The sequence below is a fragment of the Halioglobus maricola genome (assembly GCF_009388985.1).
GTDB lineage: Bacteria > Pseudomonadota > Gammaproteobacteria > Pseudomonadales > Halieaceae > Halioglobus > Halioglobus maricola.
In genome coordinates this window covers 1,685,509-1,708,408 of record NZ_CP036422.1, presented here as the reverse complement: position 1 = coordinate 1,708,408, position 22,900 = coordinate 1,685,509, and the positions used below count along the sequence as shown (strand labels likewise).

Genomic DNA, 22,900 nt, shown 5'->3' with positions numbered 1-22,900 from the left:
ATTTATTTGATTTCGGTGCTCGAAAGCACTTAAAACAGCACTTAAAAAAGCACTTAAAAAAGCACTTAAAAGGTAAGCTAGTACCAAACTTCAAATTTGTCCAACTGGGATTCGAAGTCTGTAAATATGCGGAAGCAGACGCCACCAGCGGCCGGAACTAACCCCCATTGGCTAGCGGTACTATCTAATGTCCGCTTTCACCTCAATGGGGACATTCATCGCTGGTAGTCGAATGTCCGCTTTGGGGCCAAGAGCGGACATTGCCAAAATCGCCTAATACCGGCTACTTGCTCCAGTTTGCTTCGTAGACCCGCATCAGGTTTTCTCCAAGAAAGCCGCGAACTTCCTTTTCAGTCCAGCCATATTCGTCTTCAAGAATCGCTGCTACGTCCCAGATGTGCTCAGCGGCAATATTGCTAGCTGGGGCTCCAAAGCCCAGTTCGGGAGGATACACATCAGTATTACCAATATCGCGCGTGTAGTAGTCGAGGATGTTATGAACGTAATCTGTTGAAAAGCAGAGCCGGTCCCTTCCAATTAGTTCGGCTATATACACGACATGTTCAATAAAACGCTCCGGAGAAGCGTCCGCATCCTCGTTGAGGAAAATACCGACTCCAGTTGGGCAAACCACACCTCCGGTCGAAGCAACAGCCCTTATTGCTTCGTCAGACATATTCCTGGAGATATCCCAGACGGCCATGGAGTTTGAGTGGGACGCGATGATGGGTTTGGTCGCCACAGACGCAGCATCAATGGCAGACTGATTGGAGGAGTGGGATACGTCGACAACGATACCGGCAGCTTGGGCATCTTTCACCCACTGCTTGCCCAGTTCAGTCAGGCCTGAATCCTGGAGCGTTCCGCCACCGGCGAGCATATTGTTATTGTTGTAGGTAAAGTTCATGGTCCGAATGCCGTGCTCATATGACATTCTTGCGTGGTGTACGGTGTCGGCAGCCACATAGTCAGCACCTTGGGTGTTGTACATAATCGCCATTTGGTTGTTGGCTTTGGCCTTCCGAATGTCGCCTGTAGTATCCACTTTGACCATGTTTTGGTCTCGAAGCACTTCATCTGATGCAGAGATAACATCGTAAGCAGTCTTGCCTTCTGGTATGGCGGCGGGAAAGGCGTAGACAGTAGCAGACGCCAGCGTCATGCCAGCAGCAAGATTGCGTTTCACCCCGCGAGAGAATGATTCGTAAGTATTGCCGATGATTCCTACCGAGGCCGGTAGAATCGAGTTGATAGCGATGGCATCAGCATACTTGCCACGCGCTTTGGCTGCTCGTTCAATCTGCTCGGGTGTACGTTTAAGGTCGTACTGATCTGCAAGCCACATCGCCCGCTCAATGATCTCTTGTTCCGACTTTCCGCGGGTGTTGTAGAGCCTGGCGGTCATGTCAGATTCGGAAACGAACCCGGCCTTGGCGTTCCAGCCGCCCTCCACGTGCTCGTGTTCATGACCGATTTCATGAGCCCCAACGCTAAACGACGCCAGGAATGTCAATCCAAACAATATGGGGTTGCGTGTCATCCTACATTTCTACTGCATAGTCGAGCAAAAATTTACGCTGAGTTTATTGGCGTCCGCTATGGGCGAAAAAAGCGGACGTTGACCAAAGCCTATCACTCATCTGTCCCTGTAGTCTCGCGCTAGCGCCACCCAAGGGCTGGAATTAAAGCACAGTGACTAGCGGTCCCACCTAATGACCGCTTTCACCTGGGCCGGTCAATCTTCATTGGGGTGTCGGACACTCCACATAAAATACAATGAAGCCAGAATACCGGCCGCCAAAATTCCTATCCAGATGTAGGAATGTGTTGCAAAGTTTCGCTCGTATTCAGTCAGTGGGGATAGTTCAGATTTCAGGAGCAAGTATTCTTGGACCCGTCCGAGAGACGCATGTAACGCCCATGTCTGTCCGCCAGCTGCAAAAATCATAAGCGCGCTCGCAATCACCATCTGCGCACGAGACAGATTCATACCAACCAGATAGGCAACGACGAGATAAGCAGAAACTACTGAAAGATAAAGCGAGAACTGGGTGGCCATGTGCGCTTCCATGCTGGTCATTAAATCCAGCAGTTCATACTCACTCATTTCTCTCTCCTTGATTTGATTCCCTCAACAAGGATAGACCCATGGCTGCTATCAGGCGAAAGCTGTCCTCATGGATCTGTATGTAGCAGATCGTCTACATATTGAATGTAACGAGGGTCATACATATAGACCCCTTTCTTGGACCACCATTCACTCGCCCCGGGTGACCGAAATATCGACTTCATCGGCTTCATCTTAGCTTTCAAGAAAGTCTCATCGACCACGCCATTGACGTAATGGAAATAGAGGGCCTCCATCGCATTTGTATTCTGGGCCAGAGCCCTGTGATACATGATTCGTTGATGCGGACTAAGCTCAGCGTATTTCTGCGTTGCTCTATCAATAAATTCATCCGTAGAAGCCATAGCATCATTGCCTAAAGCTATGGCAGTAACCCACGAATCGATACTGGAAGAGCGAACGGCTCTGGTATTCAGTCTAATCTGCACTGCTAGATAGACAACAGCAGCTATCCCACCGACGGCGGCAAGTAGTTCAGCCAGCGCCCCGATTGCTTCCCAATTCATCGTTCATCTCCAAGATGTCAGAACCCCACCAAGCATAGACCTATGTGCTCTATTAGGCGAAAGCGGAAACTGGAAAGGTCGGATATAATTCGAATGTGAACATCGGAGTTAGCACCGAAATCGCAGCTGGTTAATAGTTGAACAGGCGCGTCAACCGCGTCACTCGATAGAAGCTATCTCTCCATCTACCGGACACCAAGAGAGTCGCTATGACTACACCCCTGATCATTGAATCATCACTAAACGGTGCCACCAGTAAGGCTACAAACCCAAATGTACCTTACAGCGATGAGGAGATTGTCACCGATGCACTATCCTGCATGGAGGCGGGAGCTGCACTCATTCACAATCACACTGACGAATCAATCTTCGGGGGTAGTGGTGAACTCGATTACGAGCGTTATGCCAGACCTTGGCGATTACTGCTCAGAGAACGTCCCGATGCGATTCTCACGCCGACTATGCCGGTTGGCCAAGAAGGGGTAACAGTAGAGACTCGTTATAGGCATGTAGAGCGCATGGCAGAAGAAGGATTATTGGCACAGGGATTATGTGACCCGGGAACTTTCAATCTGTCTGTATTGGATGAAGACGGCCTGTTCGCACCGAGCGACATGTTGTACCGCAATGACATGAATGACTCTCGCTATTACGTGGAGGCCTGTAGACGACTGAATATCGGGCTCAGTATTTCGATTTTCGAGCCGGGATTTCTTAAATTTGTGCTCGCTTACTATCGGGCAGGGAAGCTTCCGCCGGGCGGCATTCTCAAATTTTATTTTGCGTCGGATGACCTGCCTTTCGGAATGCCTCCTACTGCTGCCAGTTTGGACGCCTACCTGGGTATGCTCGGCGAATGTGATCTACCCTGGCTTGTTTCCAGTTTTGGCGATGACTGCGTTGGCTGTGGCATCGCTGAAGAGGCCATACTTCGCGGTGGTCATGTCCAGGTTGGATTGGAACCATATGCAGGTAACGGCCAGCCATCGAACGTAGAACTGGTCGAAGAGTTAGTGGTATTGGCCGAAAAACTGGGCAGGCCTATCGCTTCACCCGCCCAGGCCGCGGAAATTCTCGCATTGCCTACCTACCCCGTACCTTTCGCGCCCTAGAAAGCAACATACAAAGAATGCTCTGTCTACCAGTTAACATCACAGCCGGAACCATGATTAGAATCACGGCAATTTTGTAGTCTACTCCCAGGCGGTCAACCGGTCTTGACCCACAAAATTTTCACTCTGCTCTCTCTTTTGGATAAGCACTATGCCGCCTCCACCAATCTAACCCCTTAATAGTCTCACCAATTTTTTGGAAGTTTGGGGTCTTTTACTCGACGGTATTTGTAGCGTTTATCCCGCTCCCTTCTCGCTATTTCCGCTCGTCGCTGCTTGGTAACTCTTTCCCAGTGCCCATCATGAACACTGCTTAGAGCATTGCCAAATAGCCCTATCAATCCGGTGTGAAGTAGTAGAGGTTTCAGTCCCAAGCCAAGAAAAATAGGTAATGGGACGTAGTAGATAAGCATATTGGGGTATGATTTGCACCCACCCTAACATCCCAAGGAGATTTTCGTGAGCCTCATTGATCTTTTAAAAGAGAAAATTGAAAAGCAGTTAGCCGTCTATGACGAACAGCTAGAGGCCGCTCACGCCAACGCCAAAGCCAAAAAGGCCCAGGCTGAAGCTGACCTCGCCGGGGCCGATCTTGAAGAAGAACTCCTTAGCCAGGCAAATGAGATAAAGGAGAAACTGGCAGAAGGCCAGGCCTACCTTAAAGAGCTGGCAGAGGCGGGAGAAGACAAAGCCGAAGAAATAAAGGCCAAAGCATCCAGTTTCTTCGGATAGTCCTGCTCGCACCTGCACCCTCGGTCGACAGATTGCGATATCGCCCCAGCCTTCGAGGCTGGGCACCTGATCAGGGACGGCCTTAAGACAGTACGTCTACTCAGTTTTTCATCACGATATCCGCTAGCGCCTCTCCGACATTAACGAACAGATTGCTCTGGCTCTCCATATTGACCAACAGAAACATTTGATCACTGCCGTCCTCATCGCGGGCGCTGAACAGTTCAAAACCTCGCTCGGAACCGTCCATATTTACTGAAGGCGCGTTGAACGCCTGGGTGTATTCAGGCCCCAACACATCGCTGGCGCGAATAAACGCATAGAACTTTCGCAAATCGCCCAGCGTGGAATACATTCCGCCGCTGCCCTTGATCAACCAGGACGTTTTGCCCCAATTTGGCGGTATATTTGGCTCCCCCACGACACTAGGTCCACCGCCTAACGCAAAATCGGCGCGATCGTGCCCACCCCAGGAACCGTATTCACCGCTGCGCGTCATTCCCGCAGGTGCAAAAAAATGATTCGTAAGAAATTCCAGATATGTTTCGCCACTGACGCGTTCTATCACACTGGCAAGAAGCCCGAAGGCTGAATGTGAATGTGCTTCGCCCTCCCCGGGAGCGAAGAGTAGTTGCTGAGAGAGAATCCGCCGCTCAGCAGAGTACCTGTCAATCCATGTTAGATCCTGGTCGGGATCAGTGGGCAACCCGTGGAAATCGGGCAACCCCGAACGTCCCGTCATCAGGTGACGGAGAGTCACGTCCAACTTATCATCGGGAACGTCCTCGAAATAATCAGTGATGTAATCGTCGAGTTTGAGTTCACCGAGATGCGCCAACCGATAGATGGCTGCACTGGTAAAGTCTATAGGGCGCGAGCCGATACCAAATATGGTGTCGAGCTGAATGGGGCCGCCCGTGGCGGTACCGGCACTGCCGTAGGCCGCTTCGTGAATAACACTGCCGTCAAGCTGCAGAAAAACCACGCCTGAGAAGCCACTCTCCTGCTCCAGCGATTCAAGTACAGTCGCCATGTTGGAAGCCGTTATTCGAGGCGTAGCACCCTCCCCCGGGTTCGCCCAGCTTGTCATAGCAACCGCCATACAGAGCAGCGAAAAAATCCCGATAGAGATACGTCCAGTACTATTCATTTGAAACAACGCTCCTGCTAATGGCCTGCCTTTAGAATACCTCGGTGAATTCCCAGCAGCAAAAACCGTCCGTCACACATACTCGCATCAAGTCGTAGTCAAACGCCGACAGGCTCGAAAACTGGATCGGGTGCCGCCTGCGCAGGAAGGGTGCCGAGAAATAGAGCGAACAAAACAGGGTTCACAAATTTCTTCACCAGGGCCTCCAAAGGCAGGTACGGGTTCTTGAAAGGCGATTATACTAATGCCACCCAACTCAAGCACCAAAGGACACTGAGAATGATAAAAACCAGTTGCCACTGCGGCCAAGTGACTGTGGAAATACCCACTGCACCAGAAACACTAACGAGCTGTAACTGCTCGATGTGCCACCGAATCGGTGCCCTATGGGCTTACTATACGTTGGATCAGGTGGATATCAGTGCAGACACAGAATTACTGAATTACCTGCAGGGAGACCGCACGCTGACACTACACAGCTGCGGGCACTGTGGCTGCACAACGCACTATGTAGGCACCGACGGCAAACCTGATGCCCGAGTGGGCGTCAATATGCGCATGGCGCCTAGAGAGCTGGTGGAGTCACTCCCGGCTCGACGCTTCGATGGCGCCGAGACCTGGAAGTGGCTGGACTGACTCAGCCCTTATCGGGATAACGCACCTGGGTGATCGCCAGCAGAGCAACAAGGATCAGGCCACAGAAAATCGTAAACGGCAGCTGATAGCTCTGCGCACTGGCGTACATAACACCGGTTAGCCAGATCCCGAGGCCACCGCCGATGGCATCAAGCACTGTGATCGTACCGAGAATCTTCCCAGCGGATTTCAATCCAAAACATTCTATCGCGGAAAGCTGCAGCACTGTGTACACCCCGCCCCAACCCAAACCAAACAGGACAACAGCTCCCCACAACATTGCAGGCTTCATCGAAGCCAGGGCCACTGCGCCAATCAACATCACCGCAATGTTCACGTAAAATACCTTCTTTGGGCCGATCGAGTCCGCCACCAGGCCGAACACAAATTTGCCCACCAGCGCGCACAGGAAGAAAATGGAGATGGCGTTGGTTGCTGTAGCCACATCGAATTCCATGTCGCGCATGTGCAGGAAGATGTGCGCTTGAACCCCAAGTACAGAATAGAACGTGGTACACGCGATAGTCGCCAGCGCCCAGAAACTTACCGTTTTAAGCGCAGCACCGTACTCCATTCCCTCGTCGGCGGGTGATGTGGTCGCGTCCGCGCTGGCGCCATACGCCACCATGCCTTTGTCAGAAGGTTTGGAGCGGATGACGAATATCGTCAGCAGCAATAGCACCACCGGAAACACCATCTCACTCATATAGGCATCGCGCCAACCCACAGCTTCAATCATCGCAGTGCCGTACTGGGGAAAGATCGCTCCGCCGAGGCTGGTGCCGACCAGCGCGATACCGATCGCTGTGCCACGCTTTTCCACGAACCAGTTAGAGACCAGAATCACACCCGCGTTAAGACCACACAGAACCAGAACAAACCCGAGGATGACGTGAACCAGATACATGTCGCCGAGGCTGTTGATAGAGGAATAGAGATAGTAAGCGCCCCCCAGCAACACCCAGCCGACGATCATACAGGCCCGCACGCCGTAGCGATCCAACAACACACCCAGGAACGGTGCCGCAAGGCCAGTTACTCCAAGCGTAATCATGTCGCGAAACTTCAATTCGCCACGGTTCCAGCCAAATTCATTCAGCAGGGACTCATCGAAAACGGACAGGCCGGATATGCTCATGCCATTGCTGACCATCAGCACCAGCGATGCCAGAATGGCGATGACCCAGGGGAAAGCTTGCTTGCTCTTTTCGCTCATAAAAGCTGCTCTATCTAAATGATGCCGCGTTCGGCTAAATCGTGAATCGTATGCTGCAAGGTGCCCTGAAAGTGGCTCCGTTCAACCGTCTCTACGCCCGCCAGTGAATTAGCCGGATATACCGGGTCGCCTGTGTACACGCGGGAGAACAACTCCAGACGCTGGCGAGCCAGACAGTTGGTCATACCGGCCTTGCGCCTGCTGCGCCGCAGCGCGTTCAGATCAACCTCGCCGTTTCCACACATGCTCTCTCCAGACCCCGCCTCACCAAGAATGGCCCCAAGGTAGTTCACCACCTGAGAGTGATGGTTGGTGGACTGGGCCGGAAACGGTATCTGGTTAATACCCGCACTATTGGCAGAAACGACGTAAACGCCATTTTCATAGGCCCGCGCGCGTTTGGCGATATTCTTGGGGGTATCCTGAGGACTGCCCACTTCACTGGACGAGTGGCATATGATCTCGGCGCCACGCAGGGCGTGGGCACGAGTGAGTTCAGGATAGAGAATTTCTTCCGATGCGACACAGGCAAGGCGGCCGATATCAGTCTCAGCAACAGGAAAAAGACTGTCTTCTCCGTACGCATCCAGGTATTGGTCTAGCACGTCGTGGGGCGTCGGTGCGAACATAGACACGAGCCGACGGTAACGCAGGACGACATCGCCGCAAGGGTCAATAATAAAACTGGTCTGAAAATAGAGGTTGGTGAAGTGCGGGTCCAGCTCATACGCGTTACCCGAGAGATAGATGCCGTGCTTTTGCGCTACCTCGCCAAGTTTTTCGTACTCTGGACCACCGATCTCGATACACGCCTTGGCTTGCCAGGCTTCAATGGATTCTCCTAACGGAAAACTGGTAAGAAAATACTCCGGCAGAACGACCAGCGTTGTAGGCATACCTACAAAGCTACGCAGGAAGCCCTGGCTGCCAGCGATCAGGCCATCGATCCGAGCGATTGTCTCGAACATCGATGCGCGCGCGTCGTCCACCGACAACATATTCACAGCCTCGCAATTGACCTGCAGCCCCAGAGCCTGAAAAACACCTGTTTCACTCACCCTTCTGATCCTCCAATTGCGTCAGTGCTGCATCGATTCTAGCAGCTATTTGCGGCGCACCCTCTTCAAATACACCCCGGGTTATGTCATCCGCCTTGATAAAAAGCGCAGATGCGGCAGCTGCCCTGGCAGCCTCAGCCGTTACGTCAGACAACATCGACTTTGTTGCAATAATCGCTGCAGGACCTGGCAAGCGTGCAAAACGCTCCTCACAGGGATAAGTGAATGCAGCTTTGAACGCGAGATGTGCATTGGGGTGAGCGCGCAATTGTTCTGCGAGGAGTTCGACGGCACGGTCCATACCCATCAGCGGTGCTTTAACGGCAATACCGCTTTGCCACAGGCTGGCAATACTCTCCAACTCGGTTGTCAACTTCAGCGGCGCTCCAGCCTGCGCGCTCATTCTTTCCTGAACCTCACCCAGAAAATAGGGCACATCTACAAGCACCAGTGCGCCTATAGCATCGACACTTTGCAATTGCATTTCGGCACCAACCAGACAGCCAGTATGAAAGCCAAGCACATCCACCGGGCCATCAAGCTCAAGACAAACCAGAAACTGCAGTATGCTCGCAGCATAGTCTTCAATAGACGGTGCTTCGCCACAAGGTGAGGAACTGCCATAACCGGGATAGTCCGGCGCAATGATTCGCCGCGCCTCTCCTAGCGCAGGCATGGCTGTTGTGAAGAATGCGCTGCTAAACGGCGCAGGATGCAGGCACAGCAAGGGGCGCCTCGCCTCCTTTTCCGGAATCCATTCACGGTAGTGGACCTGGCCGGTGGGAATCTCGGCATACGCAGCGCGAATCATTGTAAAGTCTCCAGACGCTGTAGATAGGCTTTGCGGATCGGCATCAACATCAATACGACAGGCAGACCGATCACAACAGGCACCACCGCCAGCGAATAACGAATACCCGCCTCACCAAAGGCGACATCGTTCAGCACGCCAACCATTGTAGGGCCAAGCATAAGGCCAGCAACGCTGATGGTAATATAGTAAAGGGCAACTACCTGACCACGGATAGCACCAGGTGTGATATTCAACAGCGCCACTGGTGCGGCCGCGGACAACATCGAGATGCCAATATTATTGGTGACCAACACACCGAATGCCGTCCAGGCGGTCGGCATCAACGGGCCCGCAACACCTGTCAACAACAGCAGTACCAGCCCGGCCATCACCATACGCAAAGAAGCATCGGTCTTGCCTGCGGTGTACATTCGGTCTGAGTACCAACCGGTAAAGCTCACCGTCAGTGGCCCCACGATCAACAGGCCAATGCCGTTATACAGTGCATATTTCGATGTCTCCCAACCGAAAGTGCGGTCGAACATCGCTGCCAACCAACCCTGGCTATACGCAACCACGGTCATGGCGCAAACCATGGATACCAGCCCCACATAGGCCTTCCAGTTTCGTCCTACTTCGCCCAGCGCTTGCCCCATTGAAGCCGCTTCGCCATCAGCAGTGAGCGCAGACGATTGGCGCATCGGTTCCTTTAAGGTCAGCATCATGATCGCCAGCGGAAAACCGGGCGCGGCCACAATAAGGAAGGTCACCTGCCAGGGCGCTAGCTCGCCGAACACCGGCAAGTTAAACGTGTCGTGAGTTCCAGTCCACGCTAGCACACTGGCGCCAACGAGTGAGGCCACACCCGCACCCACAGACAGTGCTGCAGAGTAGAACGCCACGGGTTTGCCCCGCTGTTCCTCGGGAAAGCGATCAGCAATCATCGAGAGTGCACATGGGCTCAGAGTGGCTTCGCCAATACCGACACTGATACGCGCAAGGCCAAGTTGGACAAAGTTCTTAGCGAGGCCACACCAGGCCGTCGCAGCCGACCAGAGAATAATTCCCGCACCGACTATCCAGGTCCGCCTGCCGCGGTCAGCCAACCAACCCAGCGGCAGCCCCATCAATACATAGAACACAGCAAACGCTGGTCCCAACAGTAGTCCGATCTGGGTGTCGGATAGGCCCAGATCAGCCTTTATCGGACCGATCAACAAACCCAGTATGTAGCGATCGACAAAGGAAAGAATATAAGCCAGCGTGAGCAGGACCACGGTATACCAGCCGTAGACAAGAGCAGGGCCGGAGAGACGTTCCTGAGGTGCAGCTGAGGTCTGTTGCATGTAGCGTTCTACTCCGCAGCAGCTTTGGTAATGTGATAGATCACCACCAGGTTGTCATCGAAGTCGACAATGCCAACCTCCCTACCCTCGCGACCATCATTCGTTACCAGGTGATCTTCTTCGTACACATGCAAGCCCGCGTGTTTCGATGCTGCGACAACACCGTCTATATCAGCCACATCGAGTACAATAGCAGCGCGCCTGGGAGCGGGCACCGGCGGCAGTTCGATGCCCTTCAACTCTGTAAGCGCCATCACTCGCGGTTGATCCGATGTCGCCAGTACCGCGAAATTCATAACCGCGGCACGATCAATTTCGAAGACATCATAAGAGTAGGAATCCGCGGCAGATTGTTTCTGGTAGTTCACTTCCATGCCAAGAATGTCGCGATAGAACGTCAGTGAACGCTCCAGGTCAGACACCACAAAATTTGCCCGCTGAAAGCGGATACCTGTATCACTCATCGCGACGCTCCGGCCCATTCATTTTCTTCATTGCGCACACGGCATATCTGCACGCCTACGTTGCGCCCATCGTACAAACGCGCAAGAGCGTCCGGCATAGCGTTAAAGCCCTCGACGACATCCTGCACCGGCTTTAACTGTCCGCTGCGCACAAGATCAGCCAGTTCCGCAGTAGCCTGTGGAAACAGGGGTTGGAAGTTGTAAACGAAAAAGCCATTCATGCTGGCATTCACTCGCCGCAAACGCGTGTAGTTGGTGAGCCCGAAAGGCTCGTCGCGGGTGTACTCACTAATAGAGCCACACAGCACTACCCGTGCGTTCATTGCCAGGCGATCGAGGCAGGCAACCAGCGTTTCGCCGCCCACGTTGTCGAAGTAGACATCAATACCTTGTGGGCAACAGGCAGTGAGTTGGTGCGCGACGTCATCGCTCTTATAGTCGATAACCTCGTCGGCCCCCAGAGATTTCACCAACGCGCATTTTTCAGGGCCGCCGGCAATGCCGATCACTGTGCAACCCAGCGCCTTACCCATTTGCACCACCGTACTTCCGACACCGCCCGCCGCAGCAGACACCACCAGCACGTCGCCGCGCTGTGGTTTACCGCACTGCATCAACCCACCCCAGGCGCTGTAGCCATTCATACCCAGCACCCCTACGCCGAGCGCAGCACTGAGATCCGGGTAGTCCATCTTGATAAAGCGCTCCTGTTCGCTGCCGCTGCTCGCCTTCCACGTCTGCCAACCCAACTGGCCATGGACCACTTCGCCGGGGCTAAAATCAGGATGGCGCGAGGCCACAACCTGGGCCACTCCCCGGCCGTGAATCACATCGCCAAGGGCGAGTGGATCTTCTCCGGCAGCAGAGACACCACTCATGTACATACGCATAACAGGCCGCAGGCCCAGATAAAGTGTGCGCAGCAGGAATTCCCCATCCCCGATCTCGGGAATGGGTTCTTCTGCATACTGAAAGTCAGTGGGTTTGACATTACCTTCGGGCCGGGCAGCGACCCGCCACTGGCAATTGCGCTGCTCGTTCACCCGGAAATGCCTCAGCCTGCCTTGGGCTCGATTCGCTCAAGCTGATTGAGCTCAAAGAAATGACCATCGGGGTCAAACAGTGAGCAACCGATAAAGTGCTTCATATTGCCGTCTGCACCTTCGGTGGACCACTCGTGCGGTTGTGAATGCACACGAGTGCCGAGCAACTCTGCCTGTCGCACAGCCTCACGACTGTCATCGCTACCCACCACAAATGTGGGCAAACCGAAGGTAACTTCTGTCGGTACTGGCGGTGCTTCCATCACCGGGTCTACCCACTGCATCAGACCAATCATTCCGATCTCGGGGTGTTCACATTTCAGGATTACCAGGCGAATCAAGTCGCCGGCTTTGCCTGCTGCCAAACCTTCACCAGAGAGCGTGAATGGTTTGTCGTAGTATACGTCCATGCCCAGCACGTTCTGGTACCAGGCGAGCGATTTATCCATATCACGCACCATCAGAGTGGTGCGCTTAATGATATTGTTCACTCATCACCTCCGATTAAAGGTGCTTCCACGACGACCACTTCAACGTCGCAGATGCCCTCTCTGAGTTTCGCTACTTCCTGATATTCCGGCGAATCCCAGAACGCCTGGGCGGTCGCAACATCCGGCCATTGGGAAATAACAACCGAACGGCCGTTTCCCACACTGCCCTCGAGGCAAACTGCTCCGGGAGCGCGCAGCACATATTTCCCACCCGCCTTGTCGACGAGTTTCGCGGCCTCGGCTGCATAACCGGAGATAAATTTCTCACGGTCATGCACCTGGGCCAGGATGATCATGTAGGCTGCCACAATCAGTGGCCGCCCTTGGGCGCGGATTTACCTTCGTTACGTTCATCGAAGATTTTCTTGAAATACGTCCAGGAAGTTTCATTCGGACGCTTGTCATCGCCAGCAGGCGCATTGGTGTACTCAGGATAGTTCTTGGCAATCTGATCTTTCATCAGCTTGGGCAGGTCATTCCAGGATTCCAGCTTGGCGCCCTGCGCATTAAAGTAAAGGCCACCCTCGCGGCCATTCATTTCCATCCAGGGAAGCCAGCTGGAGATGCGCACCCAGGCTACGCCCGGATTGACATGGGTGTTGTCGTCGCTAACGAGCTCGTCATACATGCCGTAGAAATCGAAAATTTCCGTCGCGTGGTAAGTCCCGCCAACGTATTTCTGGTAATCACCACCGAGAACATTGTGGTAGAACAGTGGAATCTCTGCGTTCATCTGCCAGTAATCGCCCACCTTGCGGATCGGCAGCTTGGCCACCTTGCCATCGCGACCATAGCCGAAGGAAGGTCGCTGATTCACCGGGTCGTTGGCAACGTGGATTACGTCCAGCGTCTCACCGGTCCAGGGGTTTTCCCAGCTATCCATCAACTCGCCGCTCTTGGGATCGAGATAGAGCATGATTTCACGCGAGACCAGGCGATAGCCCTCCTCGCCTTTATCGTTCTTCACTGTGACGCACTGGCGCACATTCATGCCCAACAGCTTGAACAGAAGCTTGTCACGTTCACCGGTGCGTCGCGAAAAGCCCTGGCCGTGCCAGACATAGGTTGTCTCGACATTGTCGATCATCGAGCACTGAATCTTGCGATTGACCGCAATCACGCCCTCGCGCGACGTCATGTCGATTTCGGCAGACACGGGCGCGGCGAGCGTCATGAAACCGAGAAGTGCCAGCGCGAAGCGGGTATAGCCTGTTTTTTTCATTGTCTTAGTCACTGTGGTGATCCTCAGGAGGGAGAATGGTCTGAAATACATTTGACCGGGTCTGACCGGCACATATGTTATATAATAATAACATTATATCATTTGGATCAAGTTCGGCACTTCGAGCGCGCCTGAGCCACTCCCGGGACACGCCCTGACCATTGCCGCCGAACACGGTACACTTTGCCACTCTTCTGCGAATGACACTGACTACATGAGCACGGATATCCAGTACCAGCGAATACTTGCCGAGTGTGACGTCGGCAGCGGCCTGAGCGAAGAAGAAGTCAGCGCTGTACTCGCGCTGGCCCAAGTGGTCTCAGTCCGCGCTGGAGAAACCATCCTGCGCCAGTTTGATGCGGCGGACGCGGTGTTTCTGCCCTGCTCCGGCATGATTCTGGTGGAGCGCAGCGCTCTCAATGGACGCCGCCAGGTCATCGACTTCCTGCGCCGCGGCGACTATCTCGGCTTTACCGCCACCGACAATTACCTCTACAGCGCCACGGCGCTGGAGCCAGGAACCGTTCTTCGGTTCCCCCGGCAGCGCTTTGAAGACGCCTGCGACCACATCCCCACCCTCAAGGAGAACCTGGCCAAGATCAACAACCTGGTACTGGCTGGCCTGCTCGACCACTTGTTTGCGATAGGACAGAAACGCGCCCACGAACGCCTCGCGTTTCTCATTCACCAGTTACAGTTGCGAGAACACAACTCAGATAGCCGCCAGCCACTCGCCCTGCCAATGAACCGCTCGGACATCGGCGACTACCTCGGCCTCACTCTGGAGACCACGAGTCGTGCCTTTTCACGATTGCGCAAGGAAGGCGTGATATCCACCCCCGACCACCACAGTGTGATCGTCGAAAACCAGGAACAACTCGATGAGCTGGCGGAAGTCGACTGACCCTATTCAGCCCGATCAGGATTGATTTTTGGTAATGCGAATTTAGCTGCCACTGCTAAGGTTCGGCTCACAAATAAACTCAAGGAGCGCCAGCATGCTGACAACATTGGCCGTACTCAGGTGGTTTCACATCGTCGCTATGGTCTATTGGCTGGGTGGAGAGTGGGGAGTCTTCCAGACCTCAAGGAATGTGATAGACCGCAACTTGTCGATGGACGAGCGTCGCAGGCATATGGAAACCGCCTACCGGATCGACATCCTGGCCCGCACCGGCATTATTGCCCTCTTCCCACTGGGCTTTCACATGGGTTACTACTGGGGCGTACAGCCCTACGGTGGCATGTTCCTCGCTACAGTCTGGGTGTTCTACTTTGCCTGGCTGGCCCTGTGTTGGGCGGCATTTTTCAAACGTGAGACAGACCTCGGTATCAAGCTCACCATTCTCGACGAGCGCATTCGCTACGCAATCATTCCGATTATCGCGATCGCTGCGATCGCCTCGCTGATGGGCTATGGCCCGTTCAATGCAGGCAAGGGACAGATGTGGTTCTCCGCCAAGATTCTGATTTTTTCCGGGCTGCTGGTAATCGGCTTACTGCTGCGCTTTATCATGCGCGAATGGACCGAGCTGTTTCGGGTACTGGCAGAAAACCCGGGTGATCAGGCATCGGAAGACAAGCTGGAAAAGTCGCTCGCGTTCGGCCGCAAGCTGGCCTACTGCTACTGGATCGGGATTCTTTCTGTCGCGTTCCTCGGTGCGACCAAGCCGTTTTAGGCAATGTTGACCGGGCCCAGTAACCTGGGCCCTGGTTATATTTTCCAGGCGGCGCCGCCAACCCAGTCGCCCGCCATCGGCACGAATTCAACATTGAGGATTTCGCGATAAAGCCCACCCTCAACATAGGGGTCGCGCTGCATCAGCGCATCGGCCTCGGCAAAGGTACCCGCCTTGACGACAAAGGTACTGGAGCGATACGCAGCATCCTGATCCCGATTGGGGCCGGCGACCGCATAGCACTCCATATTTTGCTCCATGTAACCGAGGTGGTCAGGAAGCAGCTCTCGACGAATTTGTGCAGCCTCTTCTCGATCTTCTATGTCACGACAATAAAAAAGATAGAACGGCATTTTCTGCTCCAGCATCAGCCACGAACTCCCCATTTTTGTTATCCGGCTTTAACATAGCTCATGCTAACAAATGGACCAGTGACTTCACTTACAGGGCATTACCAATCCGCCCGTGTGTTATAAAGTCAGCCACCATCATACAGGCGGAAAAAATTGATGAAAGCCCTCGCCATGCGTCTCACTCTAAGCTTCGCTGTGACCTTTGCCAGCCTGGCTGCCGCCCAACCTGACACTGGCATCTCGGGTGTCTATGAAGTCGTTGTCGGCACCAGCGATGCGCAAGCCACAAGCCTCTATTTCGAACAGTTCGGCTTCAGCAAAAAGGAGAGCACAACTCTCAGCGCAGATCGCGCGAGACAACTCTACGGGGTGGATAGTGCCGCCAATGTTATCCGCATGCAGAATGGCGATATCGATGCCCATGGCTTGCTGCGAATTATCGAGTGGCAAAATGGCCTAGGCCCAGGCGTAGGCTTTGCGCCGGCTGAAACTGTCGGCCAGCGCCTGGCGGTCATGCGGACCCGGGACATTTTTCGCCTGCACGACATTTTCCAGGACGCGCGCGCATCCGGTGAACCCTGGTTCGCCACGTCCCCGGTCTACGACGACCTGTACAGCATGACCGACAAGGGGCCACTGAATGTACTGCAGCGACGGGTCGGTGTGCGAGAGATGGCGGTCTACGGCGAACAGTTCAACCACGTTTTCTATCAGCGCTACGGCTATTCTATCCCCGGCTACGGGACGATCGGAGAGCACTCTCCACTGCAAACCAGTGAATTTACGCACCACGATTTCATCATCGATGGCGATATTGAGGCTGTGACAGACTACTACGAGAGCGTATTCGGACTACGGCAGGAAGCACCCGCCACGCTCGACGGAGAATGGCAGCCGGGCCCTAAGGCAGTTTTTGATATGGCCGCGGGTACATCCCATTGGTACGTGGGCTTTGTCTCGCCCAATGATATCTCCGGCAAACTGAAATTTTTCGTCGCTCGCGACCGCAATCATGTTCGGGACCGTTCCACTGAGCAGCGCATGGGTTACGAGGGCATCACAATGCACACTTTATGGACACCTGAACTCGCGCAGGTTCACGCACTGGCGACAGAGCAAGAACTCACGATCACCCCCATTCAGGACAACGAGTTCGGCGAGAGTAGTTTCGTCCTTCACGGTCCGGACGGTTCAACCTGGCAGGTCATCAAGCGCAAACGCGCCAGACAGGCGCCTGTGACCGAACTCAACTTTACCCCCGTCAATAACTGAGGCCATCGCGTGAACAGTACCGTCGTTCTCACCACACTGGTCGGCTACAAGATCATGCTGGTGCTCATCGGCTTCTGGGCCCAACGTCGGGTGCAATCGGAGCAGGACTTTTTTCTGGCCGGACGCCAGCTGGGCCCCTGGGTTGCTGCGGTCAGCTACTCCGCCAGTGCTGCATCTGCCTGGACACTGCTCGGAATGAGTGGACTGGCCTTCGCGCTCGGGCTGTCGACTTTCTGGGTGGCATTGGGAGCAGTACTCGGCTGCGGGATCTCGTGGTTCGTACTGGCACCGCGCATCATGCATATCGCCGGCGAAGAGCGTGTACTCTCTGCGACTGAATTTATCGCTCTGGGCACCACAGGCCCTCAGCGCCAGCGCATAATCACTCTCGCTTCGCTTATCATTCTGGTCAGCTTTGTTGTCTATGTCGCCTCCCAGTTCCAGGGAGCGGGCAATACGTTCGCCTCTACGTTTGCCATGGGCAGCGCGGAGAGTATCGCCCTGGGCGGCGCGATCATAATGATCTACACCCTGCTGGGCGGGTTCTGGGCAGTATCGGTCACCGATACGATTCAGGGTCTACTGATGATTATCACCGCCGTGCTACTTCCGGTTGCCGCCATAGTTCACCTGGGCGGCCCCATCGAGTTCTACGGTGCTCTGCAAGAAAGCACAAATGAAAACTTCATGTCTCTCAGTGGCGGTGCAGCAGGCCTGACATTGCTCGGCATGCTTATCGGCTCGCTGGCCATCGGGATTTCCTCCTTCGGCCAGCCTCACCTCGCTGCCCGGTTTATGGCACTGCGTGACAAGCGTGCGCTGCGCCAGGGCCAGGTTATCGCTACCGGCTGGTATGCCATCGTATTCTTCGGCATGTTCTTACTGGGTCTTTGCGGCCGTTTGCTGGTGCCGGAACTGGAGAATCCAGAGCAGGTATTTTTTGCTGTGAACGAGGCGCTGTTTCCATCGGCACTGGGTGCTGTACTACTCGCTGCGGTGCTCTCTGCCATCATGTCCACGGCCGATAGCATGCTGCTGGTGTGCGGAACCACCGTGGCTCACGACATGGGTATTACCCGTCGCTATCAGCTGCGTGCGCTACTGCTGTCTCGCCTGGTGATCGCGGTAATTTCGATCATGGCGGTGGCCGTGGCGATCTACTTGCCATCCACAATTTTCCAACGGGTATTGTTTGCCTGGGTAGCGATCGGTTCGGCACTTGGCCCAACCATTGTCTGTCGGGCTATGGGTCTGACACTGCCAGAAAGTCGAATACTACCCGCGATTGCCACAGGCTTTGTCGCCGCAGTCGTGTTTTACCTCTTACCGAACACACCCGGCGACATCGCTGAACGGACAATTCCTTTTGCCCTTGGGCTGAGCGTCCTTCTGCTGCACAGACCTGTTTAAGACTGGGCAGCAACCAGGCGTTGGTAGAGTGAATCCTTCAGCTCGGCCCGGTCGTGCTTCAGCTGGTGCATGGCCATATCATCGATGGGGCCTCCGCGCATTTCGAGGCTGCGAATTTCTTTGTCCAGGGCGGTGTACTGTTTGTTATCGGCGACAAATAGATGGTCGGTATCCAGAAGCTGCTGTATCACCGCAGCCAATTCAGGAAAATCGTTATTCAATGAGTGTACTTCACCTAGCATAAGCTTCTCCTCGGCCTCAAAGACCAGTTTATGGGGCAGGAATAAATTAGCTTAGCACAAGGATCCAGCCTGGACCGGCAATCTGGCAGCGCCTCAGCGGCCGGCCGTTTCAAGGTAGTCCAGCAAGATTTCCAACTGCTCCTGATCAAACGGATTGGCGTAAATCATACGGTTGCCCGGCGCCATTTTCTGCGGATCATTAAGCCAGTTTTGCAGGGACTCCCGGTCCCACGACCCGTCAGTACCCGCCAGGGCTTTTGAGTAGGCGTAGCCTTCTCGGCTTGCGATCGCTCGCCCATAGAAACCAGACAGGTTCGGACCTAACTTGTGTGGTTCCCCCACAGTCAGGGAATGGCACCCCTGGCAGTAGACAAAGAGGTCCTCCCCCGCCAGTGACTGCTTTGTTGAAGATTGGTGCAGGCCCATCAATTCACCGACCGCCCGCTCACCTGACTCCATTGCGCCCTCCATACCCGTATTAACGATAGCGGTGTGTTCACCCGCAAAGAAAAGCCGCCCCGCTGGCGCGGCAAGTACGTCGGCATACGCCCCAATCTGGCCGGGCTGCCATCGTAGCCAACTGCCCCCTGCCAGTTTGTCGTTGCTCCAGTCGCGCACTTCGCGCAGCGTCACTTTGCCCTTGGCCGCGGGAAAGACGTCGTACACCGCCTGGTAAAGCGCTTGCTGCTGTGTGGCTCCCTCCAGAGCACCGAACGCCAGTGCCTCATTGCCGGTTGTCCACAAGGTGATATTACTCACCTTGCCATCAGCATCCGCGGTAGCAAACAATCGTTCGGCTGCGGTATCAGTCCAAACGCTGGGAGTGTGTTGGCCCCAGTATTCGCCCTCCACTGTGAAAAAAGCCTGCAAAGTCTTGGCATAATCCAGCGTTTCAATGGCCTCACGCTGCGCATCGGGCAACGCCGGGGATATCACAATGTTGCGCAGTGCCGGCAGCGGCACCGTGATGAGGGCATAGTCAGCCTCGTACGTCTCGCCGTCTGCGGTCTCCAGTGTGACTCTCTTGTCATCCCTGCTGATGTGGGTGACCCACTTTCCTGTGAGTACCTGCCCAGCAAGTGAAGCCGCCATGGCCTCCGGCAGACGCTGATTCCCGCCCGCAACTGCCACACTGCCTCCGGGCAATCCGCGGGCCATGGTGTACACGGCCATGATCCGATACATCGCCAGCAACGAGGTGTCATCGAGCGAGTTGCCATAACTATTGGCGTGGCCAGCCAGTTGTTTGGCTCGCTCATCAAAGCCAAGTGCGTCCAACTTTTGCCCAATTGGCGTATCAAACTGAGCGGCGTTTGCACTGCGCCAGTCGGCGGGTGTCTTGAGCGGATTGTCTCGCAGCACGGCCATCATGGCGCTACCGGGAGGGACGCGCTTGAGGCTCTCAGGGTAAGGATTCAGGGGAGAGCCTGCCCAGGCGGCCGGGGAAATAAATTCTCCGCCGACATGGTATTCCATCGCAGCGGGGCCGCCCGCTAATTGTGCAGATGGCACAAGTTGCAAACCAAGCTGCCGGGATCGGTCGATCACGCGGGCGTAGCTGGCGCCAATCATATTGCCGCCGGCTTCTGGCTTGCCGGCAACCTGGTCCAACGTAAATAACCTTCCTCCGATCCGGTCACGGGCCTCTAACACGGTGACATCAAAGCCCTGATCCTCCAGTAACATGGCGCTATTGAGCCCCGCCAGCCCGGCTCCCACTATCACCACGGTGGGGAGATCCTGTGCCGCGGCGACCACACTACTACCAGCGACCAGGACAACTGCAAAGAGGCTGCGCAATCCGATAGAGAAAGCTGACATGAACACATTTCCTGGAGGGGCCTGAGCGACAAACATTAGCAGAGGGTTTGAACAACGCGATTGCGTTAAATCAATCGCGCTGGATCGATGAGGGGACGGATAAAATGCCGAAACAAATAGCGCGGCCGAAGCCGCGCATATGAGGAGTGCCGTGTTGCAGGTGGTCTCTAGCTAAAAAGCGATTCGCCCGAGAGACCTTGATTTTCCATGATGCCGCGAAGCCGTTTGAGCGCTTCAACCTGGATCTGGCGCACGCGCTCGCGGGTGAGGCCAATCTCTCGGCCTACCTCCTCGAGTGTGCTGCTTTCATAGCCGCGCAATCCGAAACGACGCGATACCACCTCGCGCTGCTTCTCTGACAACTCGTCCAGCCACGCCGCAATACTGTCCTTGATATCAGAATCCTGCAGAAGCTCAGAGGGATCGGTTTCGTGAGCATCGGCAATCGTGTCGACGACAGTTTTATCAGAGTCAGGCCCAACAGGCGTATCGACCGAGGTCACCCGCTCATTGAGGCGAAGCAGACGCTTCACATCAGCTGCAGGCTTGTCGAGCATGTCGGCAATTTCTTCTGCGGTGGGCTCGTGGTCAAGCTTCTGGGTCAGCTCGCGCGCAGCACGCAGGTAGACATTCAGCTCTTTCACCACATGAATCGGCAACCGGATGGTGCGGGTCTGATTCATGATGGCCCGCTCAATCGTCTGGCGGATCCACCAGGTAGCGTAGGTTGAGAACCTGAAGCCTCGCTCCGGGTCAAACTTCTCCACCGCGCGTATCAGGCCGAGGTTGCCCTCTTCGATCAGATCCAGCAGGGTCAGGCCGCGGTTGATGTAGCGGCGAGAGATCTTTACCACCAGTCGCAGATTGCTCTCGATCATTCGCTTGCGGCCAGAATCATCGCCACTGCGAGCCAGGCGCGCGTAGAACTTCTCCTCGTCTGCAGTCAGCAGCGGGGAGTAACCAATTTCATTGAGATACAGCTGGGTGGCGTCGAGCGACTTGTCGACTTTACGAGCGGTGCGAGCCTTTGCCTCTACAAAAGCATCCTGATCTTCTACCGCTACTGGCGGCACCGCTTTCGGTTTGGCGCTCTCCGACCTGGCAGCCGATTTAGTCGCCTTTTTCGCCTTGGAAGCGGGTTGCTTCCCAGCTTTTGCCGTACTGCTCATCTTGGCCCCTGATGAAGCACTCGCCTTCTTTGAAATCCGTTTCGAGCGTGTAGCCGTTTCCAATTCCATGGCAGTAACCTCTTTTGTTGTGGGTCTTTCTGACCGAGTTATCCCGCCGGGCCGAACAGACTACCGCAGGCCGTTCGGCAAATACAAGCAACTATGCAAAGAATTGCATGTGCTAACTTTCTGGGATTTTGACCACGAAATCGGTCTAACGACGAGGCAGGAGACGCAGGGGATCGATCGGTTTACCCTCTTTGCGGATCTCGAAATGCAGCCGGACCGAATCGGTGCCACTGCTCCCTTTTTCCGCAATCTTCTGCCCTGCACGGACAGTATTGCCCTCGGCCACCAGCAATCGTCGGTTGTGGCCATAGGCGCTCAGGTAAACATCATTGTGTTTGACGATTAGCAGTTCACCGAGCCCGACAATACCCGTGCCGGCATAAACCACTACGCCGCCGGCCACCGCTACAACCGGGTCACCGGCTTTACCGCCAATATCTATCCCCTTGTGCACCGTCGAGGAATACTTCCTCACGAGCTTCCCTTCCGAAGGCCAGCGCCAGCTTTTCACTGGGCCCGTACCCGCCGTTCCAGATGAGGAAGTTGTAGCAGGCTTGGATGAAGGCTTTGTGACAGCAGGGGTGGGAGTTTTCGCGACAGGGGGAGTGACCGGTTGCGCTGCGGGCTTGGTGACCGCTTTGGGTGCCGCCTGTGTTGGTGTACTGGAACTCGTCGTGGTGCGACGAGTCGAGGATTTAGCCACCGCCGGGTCCGCTTCGGCGAGCTTCAGTCGCTGCCCCGGATAGATTGTATAAGGAGCTGGCACATTGTTCGCTGCAGCGAGACGCCGATAATCCAGACCATAGCGAAACGCGATCGAGTAGAGTGTATCGCCCCGTTGGACCACATAGCCGCTGTAATTATTCGAACTACCGCCATATCGACTGCGATCTTCTACCGGCGCCGGCGGGCTGCCGCCACAGGCGGCGAGCAGCGTGCAGAGAAGGCTGTAGATGGCGACTCGATAAATCTTCATCCTCCTCCTGCG

25 protein-coding genes are annotated in these 22,900 nt (G+C 54.9%); 7 read left to right on the top strand and 18 right to left on the bottom strand.

Features of this window, described 5'->3' with window-relative positions:
• Positions 1 to 283: 283 nt before the first annotated feature.
• The 3 genes from EY643_RS07740 to EY643_RS07730 all read right to left on the bottom strand — a co-directional run bounded on the left by EY643_RS07740 (position 284) and on the right by EY643_RS07730 (position 2,634).
• A complete protein-coding gene (locus tag EY643_RS07740; RefSeq protein WP_152661658.1) occupies positions 284 to 1,540 on the bottom strand; it encodes a dipeptidase in 1,257 nt (418 codons plus the stop codon).
• 195 nt (positions 1,541 to 1,735) lie between these two features.
• A complete protein-coding gene (locus tag EY643_RS07735) occupies positions 1,736 to 2,107 on the bottom strand; it encodes a hypothetical protein (protein ID WP_152661657.1) in 372 nt (123 codons plus the stop codon).
• Between the two features lie 68 nt (positions 2,108 to 2,175).
• Positions 2,176 to 2,634, bottom strand: a complete 459-nt coding sequence (locus tag EY643_RS07730; protein WP_152661656.1) for a hypothetical protein — start codon at positions 2,632 to 2,634, stop codon at positions 2,176 to 2,178.
• 209 nt (positions 2,635 to 2,843) lie between these two features.
• Between EY643_RS07730 and EY643_RS07725 the strand changes: the two genes are divergently transcribed.
• Positions 2,844 to 3,746 (top strand): beta-keto acid cleavage family enzyme, encoded by a 903-nt coding sequence (locus EY643_RS07725; RefSeq protein WP_152661655.1) that lies wholly within the window; start codon positions 2,844 to 2,846, stop codon positions 3,744 to 3,746.
• Between the two features lie 459 nt (positions 3,747 to 4,205).
• Positions 4,206 to 4,478 carry a hypothetical protein gene (locus EY643_RS07720; protein ID WP_152661654.1) on the top strand — a complete coding sequence of 91 codons (273 nt, stop codon included), beginning with the start codon at positions 4,206 to 4,208 and terminating at the stop codon, positions 4,476 to 4,478.
• A 100-nt stretch (positions 4,479 to 4,578) separates the two neighbouring features.
• On the opposite strand, the gene EY643_RS07715 is transcribed toward EY643_RS07720, so the two are convergent.
• Positions 4,579 to 5,511, bottom strand: a complete 933-nt coding sequence (locus EY643_RS07715; RefSeq protein WP_205743178.1) for a serine hydrolase domain-containing protein — start codon at positions 5,509 to 5,511, stop codon at positions 4,579 to 4,581.
• Between the two features lie 396 nt (positions 5,512 to 5,907).
• Between EY643_RS07715 and EY643_RS07710 the strand changes: the two genes are divergently transcribed.
• Positions 5,908 to 6,264, top strand: coding sequence for a GFA family protein (locus tag EY643_RS07710; protein WP_152661652.1), 357 nt, complete (start codon positions 5,908 to 5,910; stop codon positions 6,262 to 6,264).
• A 1-nt stretch (position 6,265) separates the two neighbouring features.
• On the opposite strand, the gene EY643_RS07705 is transcribed toward EY643_RS07710, so the two are convergent.
• From EY643_RS07705 to EY643_RS07665, 9 genes are read right to left on the bottom strand one after another with little or no spacing between them, the layout of a single operon-like run.
• Complete coding sequence (locus tag EY643_RS07705; protein WP_152661651.1) at positions 6,266 to 7,480, bottom strand: MFS transporter; 1,215 nt, start codon at positions 7,478 to 7,480, stop codon at positions 6,266 to 6,268.
• Positions 7,481 to 7,494: 14 nt separating this feature from the next.
• A complete protein-coding gene (locus EY643_RS07700; protein WP_205743176.1) occupies positions 7,495 to 8,538 on the bottom strand; it encodes a nitrilase-related carbon-nitrogen hydrolase in 1,044 nt (347 codons plus the stop codon).
• Positions 8,531 to 9,349, bottom strand: a complete 819-nt coding sequence (locus EY643_RS07695; protein ID WP_152661650.1) for an alpha/beta fold hydrolase — start codon at positions 9,347 to 9,349, stop codon at positions 8,531 to 8,533. Before EY643_RS07695 ends, EY643_RS07700 begins: the two co-directional genes overlap by 8 nt.
• Positions 9,346 to 10,677 carry an MFS transporter gene (locus EY643_RS07690; protein ID WP_152661649.1) on the bottom strand — a complete coding sequence of 444 codons (1,332 nt, stop codon included), beginning with the start codon at positions 10,675 to 10,677 and terminating at the stop codon, positions 9,346 to 9,348. Before EY643_RS07690 ends, EY643_RS07695 begins: the two co-directional genes overlap by 4 nt.
• 8 nt (positions 10,678 to 10,685) lie before the next feature.
• Complete coding sequence (locus EY643_RS07685; protein ID WP_170287318.1) at positions 10,686 to 11,141, bottom strand: VOC family protein; 456 nt, start codon at positions 11,139 to 11,141, stop codon at positions 10,686 to 10,688.
• Positions 11,138 to 12,184 (bottom strand): NADP-dependent oxidoreductase, encoded by a 1,047-nt coding sequence (locus tag EY643_RS07680; protein WP_152661647.1) that lies wholly within the window; start codon positions 12,182 to 12,184, stop codon positions 11,138 to 11,140. The genes EY643_RS07685 and EY643_RS07680 overlap by 4 nt, the downstream gene beginning before the upstream one ends.
• A gap of 11 nt (positions 12,185 to 12,195) precedes the next feature.
• Complete coding sequence (locus EY643_RS07675; protein WP_152661646.1) at positions 12,196 to 12,675, bottom strand: VOC family protein; 480 nt, start codon at positions 12,673 to 12,675, stop codon at positions 12,196 to 12,198.
• On the bottom strand, positions 12,672 to 12,983 hold the full coding sequence (locus tag EY643_RS07670) for a DUF1330 domain-containing protein (protein ID WP_152661645.1): 312 nt from the start codon (positions 12,981 to 12,983) through the stop codon (positions 12,672 to 12,674). Before EY643_RS07670 ends, EY643_RS07675 begins: the two co-directional genes overlap by 4 nt.
• 2 nt (positions 12,984 to 12,985) lie before the next feature.
• On the bottom strand, positions 12,986 to 13,909 hold the full coding sequence (locus tag EY643_RS07665) for a DUF1838 family protein (protein ID WP_205743175.1): 924 nt from the start codon (positions 13,907 to 13,909) through the stop codon (positions 12,986 to 12,988).
• 202 nt (positions 13,910 to 14,111) lie between these two features.
• Between EY643_RS07665 and EY643_RS07660 the strand changes: the two genes are divergently transcribed.
• Together EY643_RS07660 and EY643_RS07655 are read left to right on the top strand one after the other, a co-directional pair.
• On the top strand, positions 14,112 to 14,801 hold the full coding sequence (locus tag EY643_RS07660; RefSeq protein WP_152661644.1) for a Crp/Fnr family transcriptional regulator: 690 nt from the start codon (positions 14,112 to 14,114) through the stop codon (positions 14,799 to 14,801).
• 94 nt (positions 14,802 to 14,895) lie between these two features.
• Positions 14,896 to 15,576: a hypothetical protein gene (locus EY643_RS07655; RefSeq protein WP_152661643.1), complete on the top strand. Its 681-nt coding sequence runs from the start codon at positions 14,896 to 14,898 to the stop codon at positions 15,574 to 15,576.
• Between the two features lie 35 nt (positions 15,577 to 15,611).
• Here the strand turns inward: EY643_RS07655 and EY643_RS07650 are convergent, their stop codons facing one another.
• Positions 15,612 to 15,962: a YciI family protein gene (locus EY643_RS07650; protein WP_152661642.1), complete on the bottom strand. Its 351-nt coding sequence runs from the start codon at positions 15,960 to 15,962 to the stop codon at positions 15,612 to 15,614.
• A gap of 123 nt (positions 15,963 to 16,085) precedes the next feature.
• Here EY643_RS07650 and EY643_RS07645 point away from each other — a divergent pair, with 123 nt between their 5' ends.
• Together EY643_RS07645 and EY643_RS07640 are read left to right on the top strand one after the other, a co-directional pair.
• Positions 16,086 to 17,201, top strand: a complete 1,116-nt coding sequence (locus tag EY643_RS07645; protein WP_205743174.1) for a hypothetical protein — start codon at positions 16,086 to 16,088, stop codon at positions 17,199 to 17,201.
• Positions 17,202 to 17,210: 9 nt separating this feature from the next.
• Positions 17,211 to 18,611 (top strand): sodium/proline symporter, encoded by a 1,401-nt coding sequence (locus tag EY643_RS07640; RefSeq protein ID WP_240732856.1) that lies wholly within the window; start codon positions 17,211 to 17,213, stop codon positions 18,609 to 18,611.
• Here the strand turns inward: EY643_RS07640 and EY643_RS07635 are convergent.
• The 4 genes from EY643_RS07635 to EY643_RS07620 all read right to left on the bottom strand — a co-directional run bounded on the left by EY643_RS07635 (position 18,608) and on the right by EY643_RS07620 (position 22,888).
• Positions 18,608 to 18,853 carry an HP1242/YdcH family protein gene (locus EY643_RS07635; RefSeq protein WP_152661641.1) on the bottom strand — a complete coding sequence of 82 codons (246 nt, stop codon included), beginning with the start codon at positions 18,851 to 18,853 and terminating at the stop codon, positions 18,608 to 18,610. The two genes, EY643_RS07640 and EY643_RS07635, sit on opposite strands and share 4 nt — an antisense overlap.
• A 93-nt stretch (positions 18,854 to 18,946) precedes the next feature.
• The gene (locus EY643_RS07630) at positions 18,947 to 20,674 is read right to left on the bottom strand and encodes an FAD-dependent oxidoreductase (RefSeq protein ID WP_170287317.1); all 1,728 of its coding nucleotides are present in this window, start codon (positions 20,672 to 20,674) and stop codon (positions 18,947 to 18,949) included.
• 167 nt (positions 20,675 to 20,841) lie between these two features.
• A complete protein-coding gene (gene rpoS, locus EY643_RS07625; RefSeq protein WP_152661639.1) occupies positions 20,842 to 21,843 on the bottom strand; it encodes an RNA polymerase sigma factor RpoS in 1,002 nt (333 codons plus the stop codon).
• 214 nt (positions 21,844 to 22,057) lie between these two features.
• Positions 22,058 to 22,888: a peptidoglycan DD-metalloendopeptidase family protein gene (locus EY643_RS07620; protein ID WP_152661638.1), complete on the bottom strand. Its 831-nt coding sequence runs from the start codon at positions 22,886 to 22,888 to the stop codon at positions 22,058 to 22,060.
• Positions 22,889 to 22,900 lie beyond the last annotated feature (12 nt).

Coding starts and splice junctions, on each gene's coding strand:
- EY643_RS07740 (WP_152661658.1), bottom strand. CDS start 1,540: ATGACACGCAACCCCATATTGTTTGGATTGACATTCCTGGCGTCGTTT.
- EY643_RS07735 (WP_152661657.1), bottom strand. CDS start 2,107: ATGAGTGAGTATGAACTGCTGGATTTAATGACCAGCATGGAAGCGCAC.
- EY643_RS07730 (WP_152661656.1), bottom strand. CDS start 2,634: ATGAATTGGGAAGCAATCGGGGCGCTGGCTGAACTACTTGCCGCCGTC.
- EY643_RS07725 (WP_152661655.1), top strand. CDS start 2,844: ATGACTACACCCCTGATCATTGAATCATCACTAAACGGTGCCACCAGT.
- EY643_RS07715 (WP_205743178.1), bottom strand. CDS start 5,511: ATGGCGACTGTACTTGAATCGCTGGAGCAGGAGAGTGGCTTCTCAGGC.
- EY643_RS07710 (WP_152661652.1), top strand. CDS start 5,908: ATGATAAAAACCAGTTGCCACTGCGGCCAAGTGACTGTGGAAATACCC.
- EY643_RS07705 (WP_152661651.1), bottom strand. CDS start 7,480: ATGAGCGAAAAGAGCAAGCAAGCTTTCCCCTGGGTCATCGCCATTCTG.
- EY643_RS07695 (WP_152661650.1), bottom strand. CDS start 9,349: ATGATTCGCGCTGCGTATGCCGAGATTCCCACCGGCCAGGTCCACTAC.
- EY643_RS07690 (WP_152661649.1), bottom strand. CDS start 10,677: ATGCAACAGACCTCAGCTGCACCTCAGGAACGTCTCTCCGGCCCTGCT.
- EY643_RS07685 (WP_170287318.1), bottom strand. CDS start 11,141: ATGAGTGATACAGGTATCCGCTTTCAGCGGGCAAATTTTGTGGTGTCT.
- EY643_RS07660 (WP_152661644.1), top strand. CDS start 14,112: ATGAGCACGGATATCCAGTACCAGCGAATACTTGCCGAGTGTGACGTC.
- EY643_RS07655 (WP_152661643.1), top strand. CDS start 14,896: ATGCTGACAACATTGGCCGTACTCAGGTGGTTTCACATCGTCGCTATG.
- EY643_RS07650 (WP_152661642.1), bottom strand. CDS start 15,962: ATGGGGAGTTCGTGGCTGATGCTGGAGCAGAAAATGCCGTTCTATCTT.
- EY643_RS07645 (WP_205743174.1), top strand. CDS start 16,086: ATGAAAGCCCTCGCCATGCGTCTCACTCTAAGCTTCGCTGTGACCTTT.
- EY643_RS07635 (WP_152661641.1), bottom strand. CDS start 18,853: ATGCTAGGTGAAGTACACTCATTGAATAACGATTTTCCTGAATTGGCT.
- EY643_RS07630 (WP_170287317.1), bottom strand. CDS start 20,674: ATGTCAGCTTTCTCTATCGGATTGCGCAGCCTCTTTGCAGTTGTCCTG.
- rpoS (WP_152661639.1), bottom strand. CDS start 21,843: ATGAGCAGTACGGCAAAAGCTGGGAAGCAACCCGCTTCCAAGGCGAAA.
- EY643_RS07620 (WP_152661638.1), bottom strand. CDS start 22,888: ATGAAGATTTATCGAGTCGCCATCTACAGCCTTCTCTGCACGCTGCTC.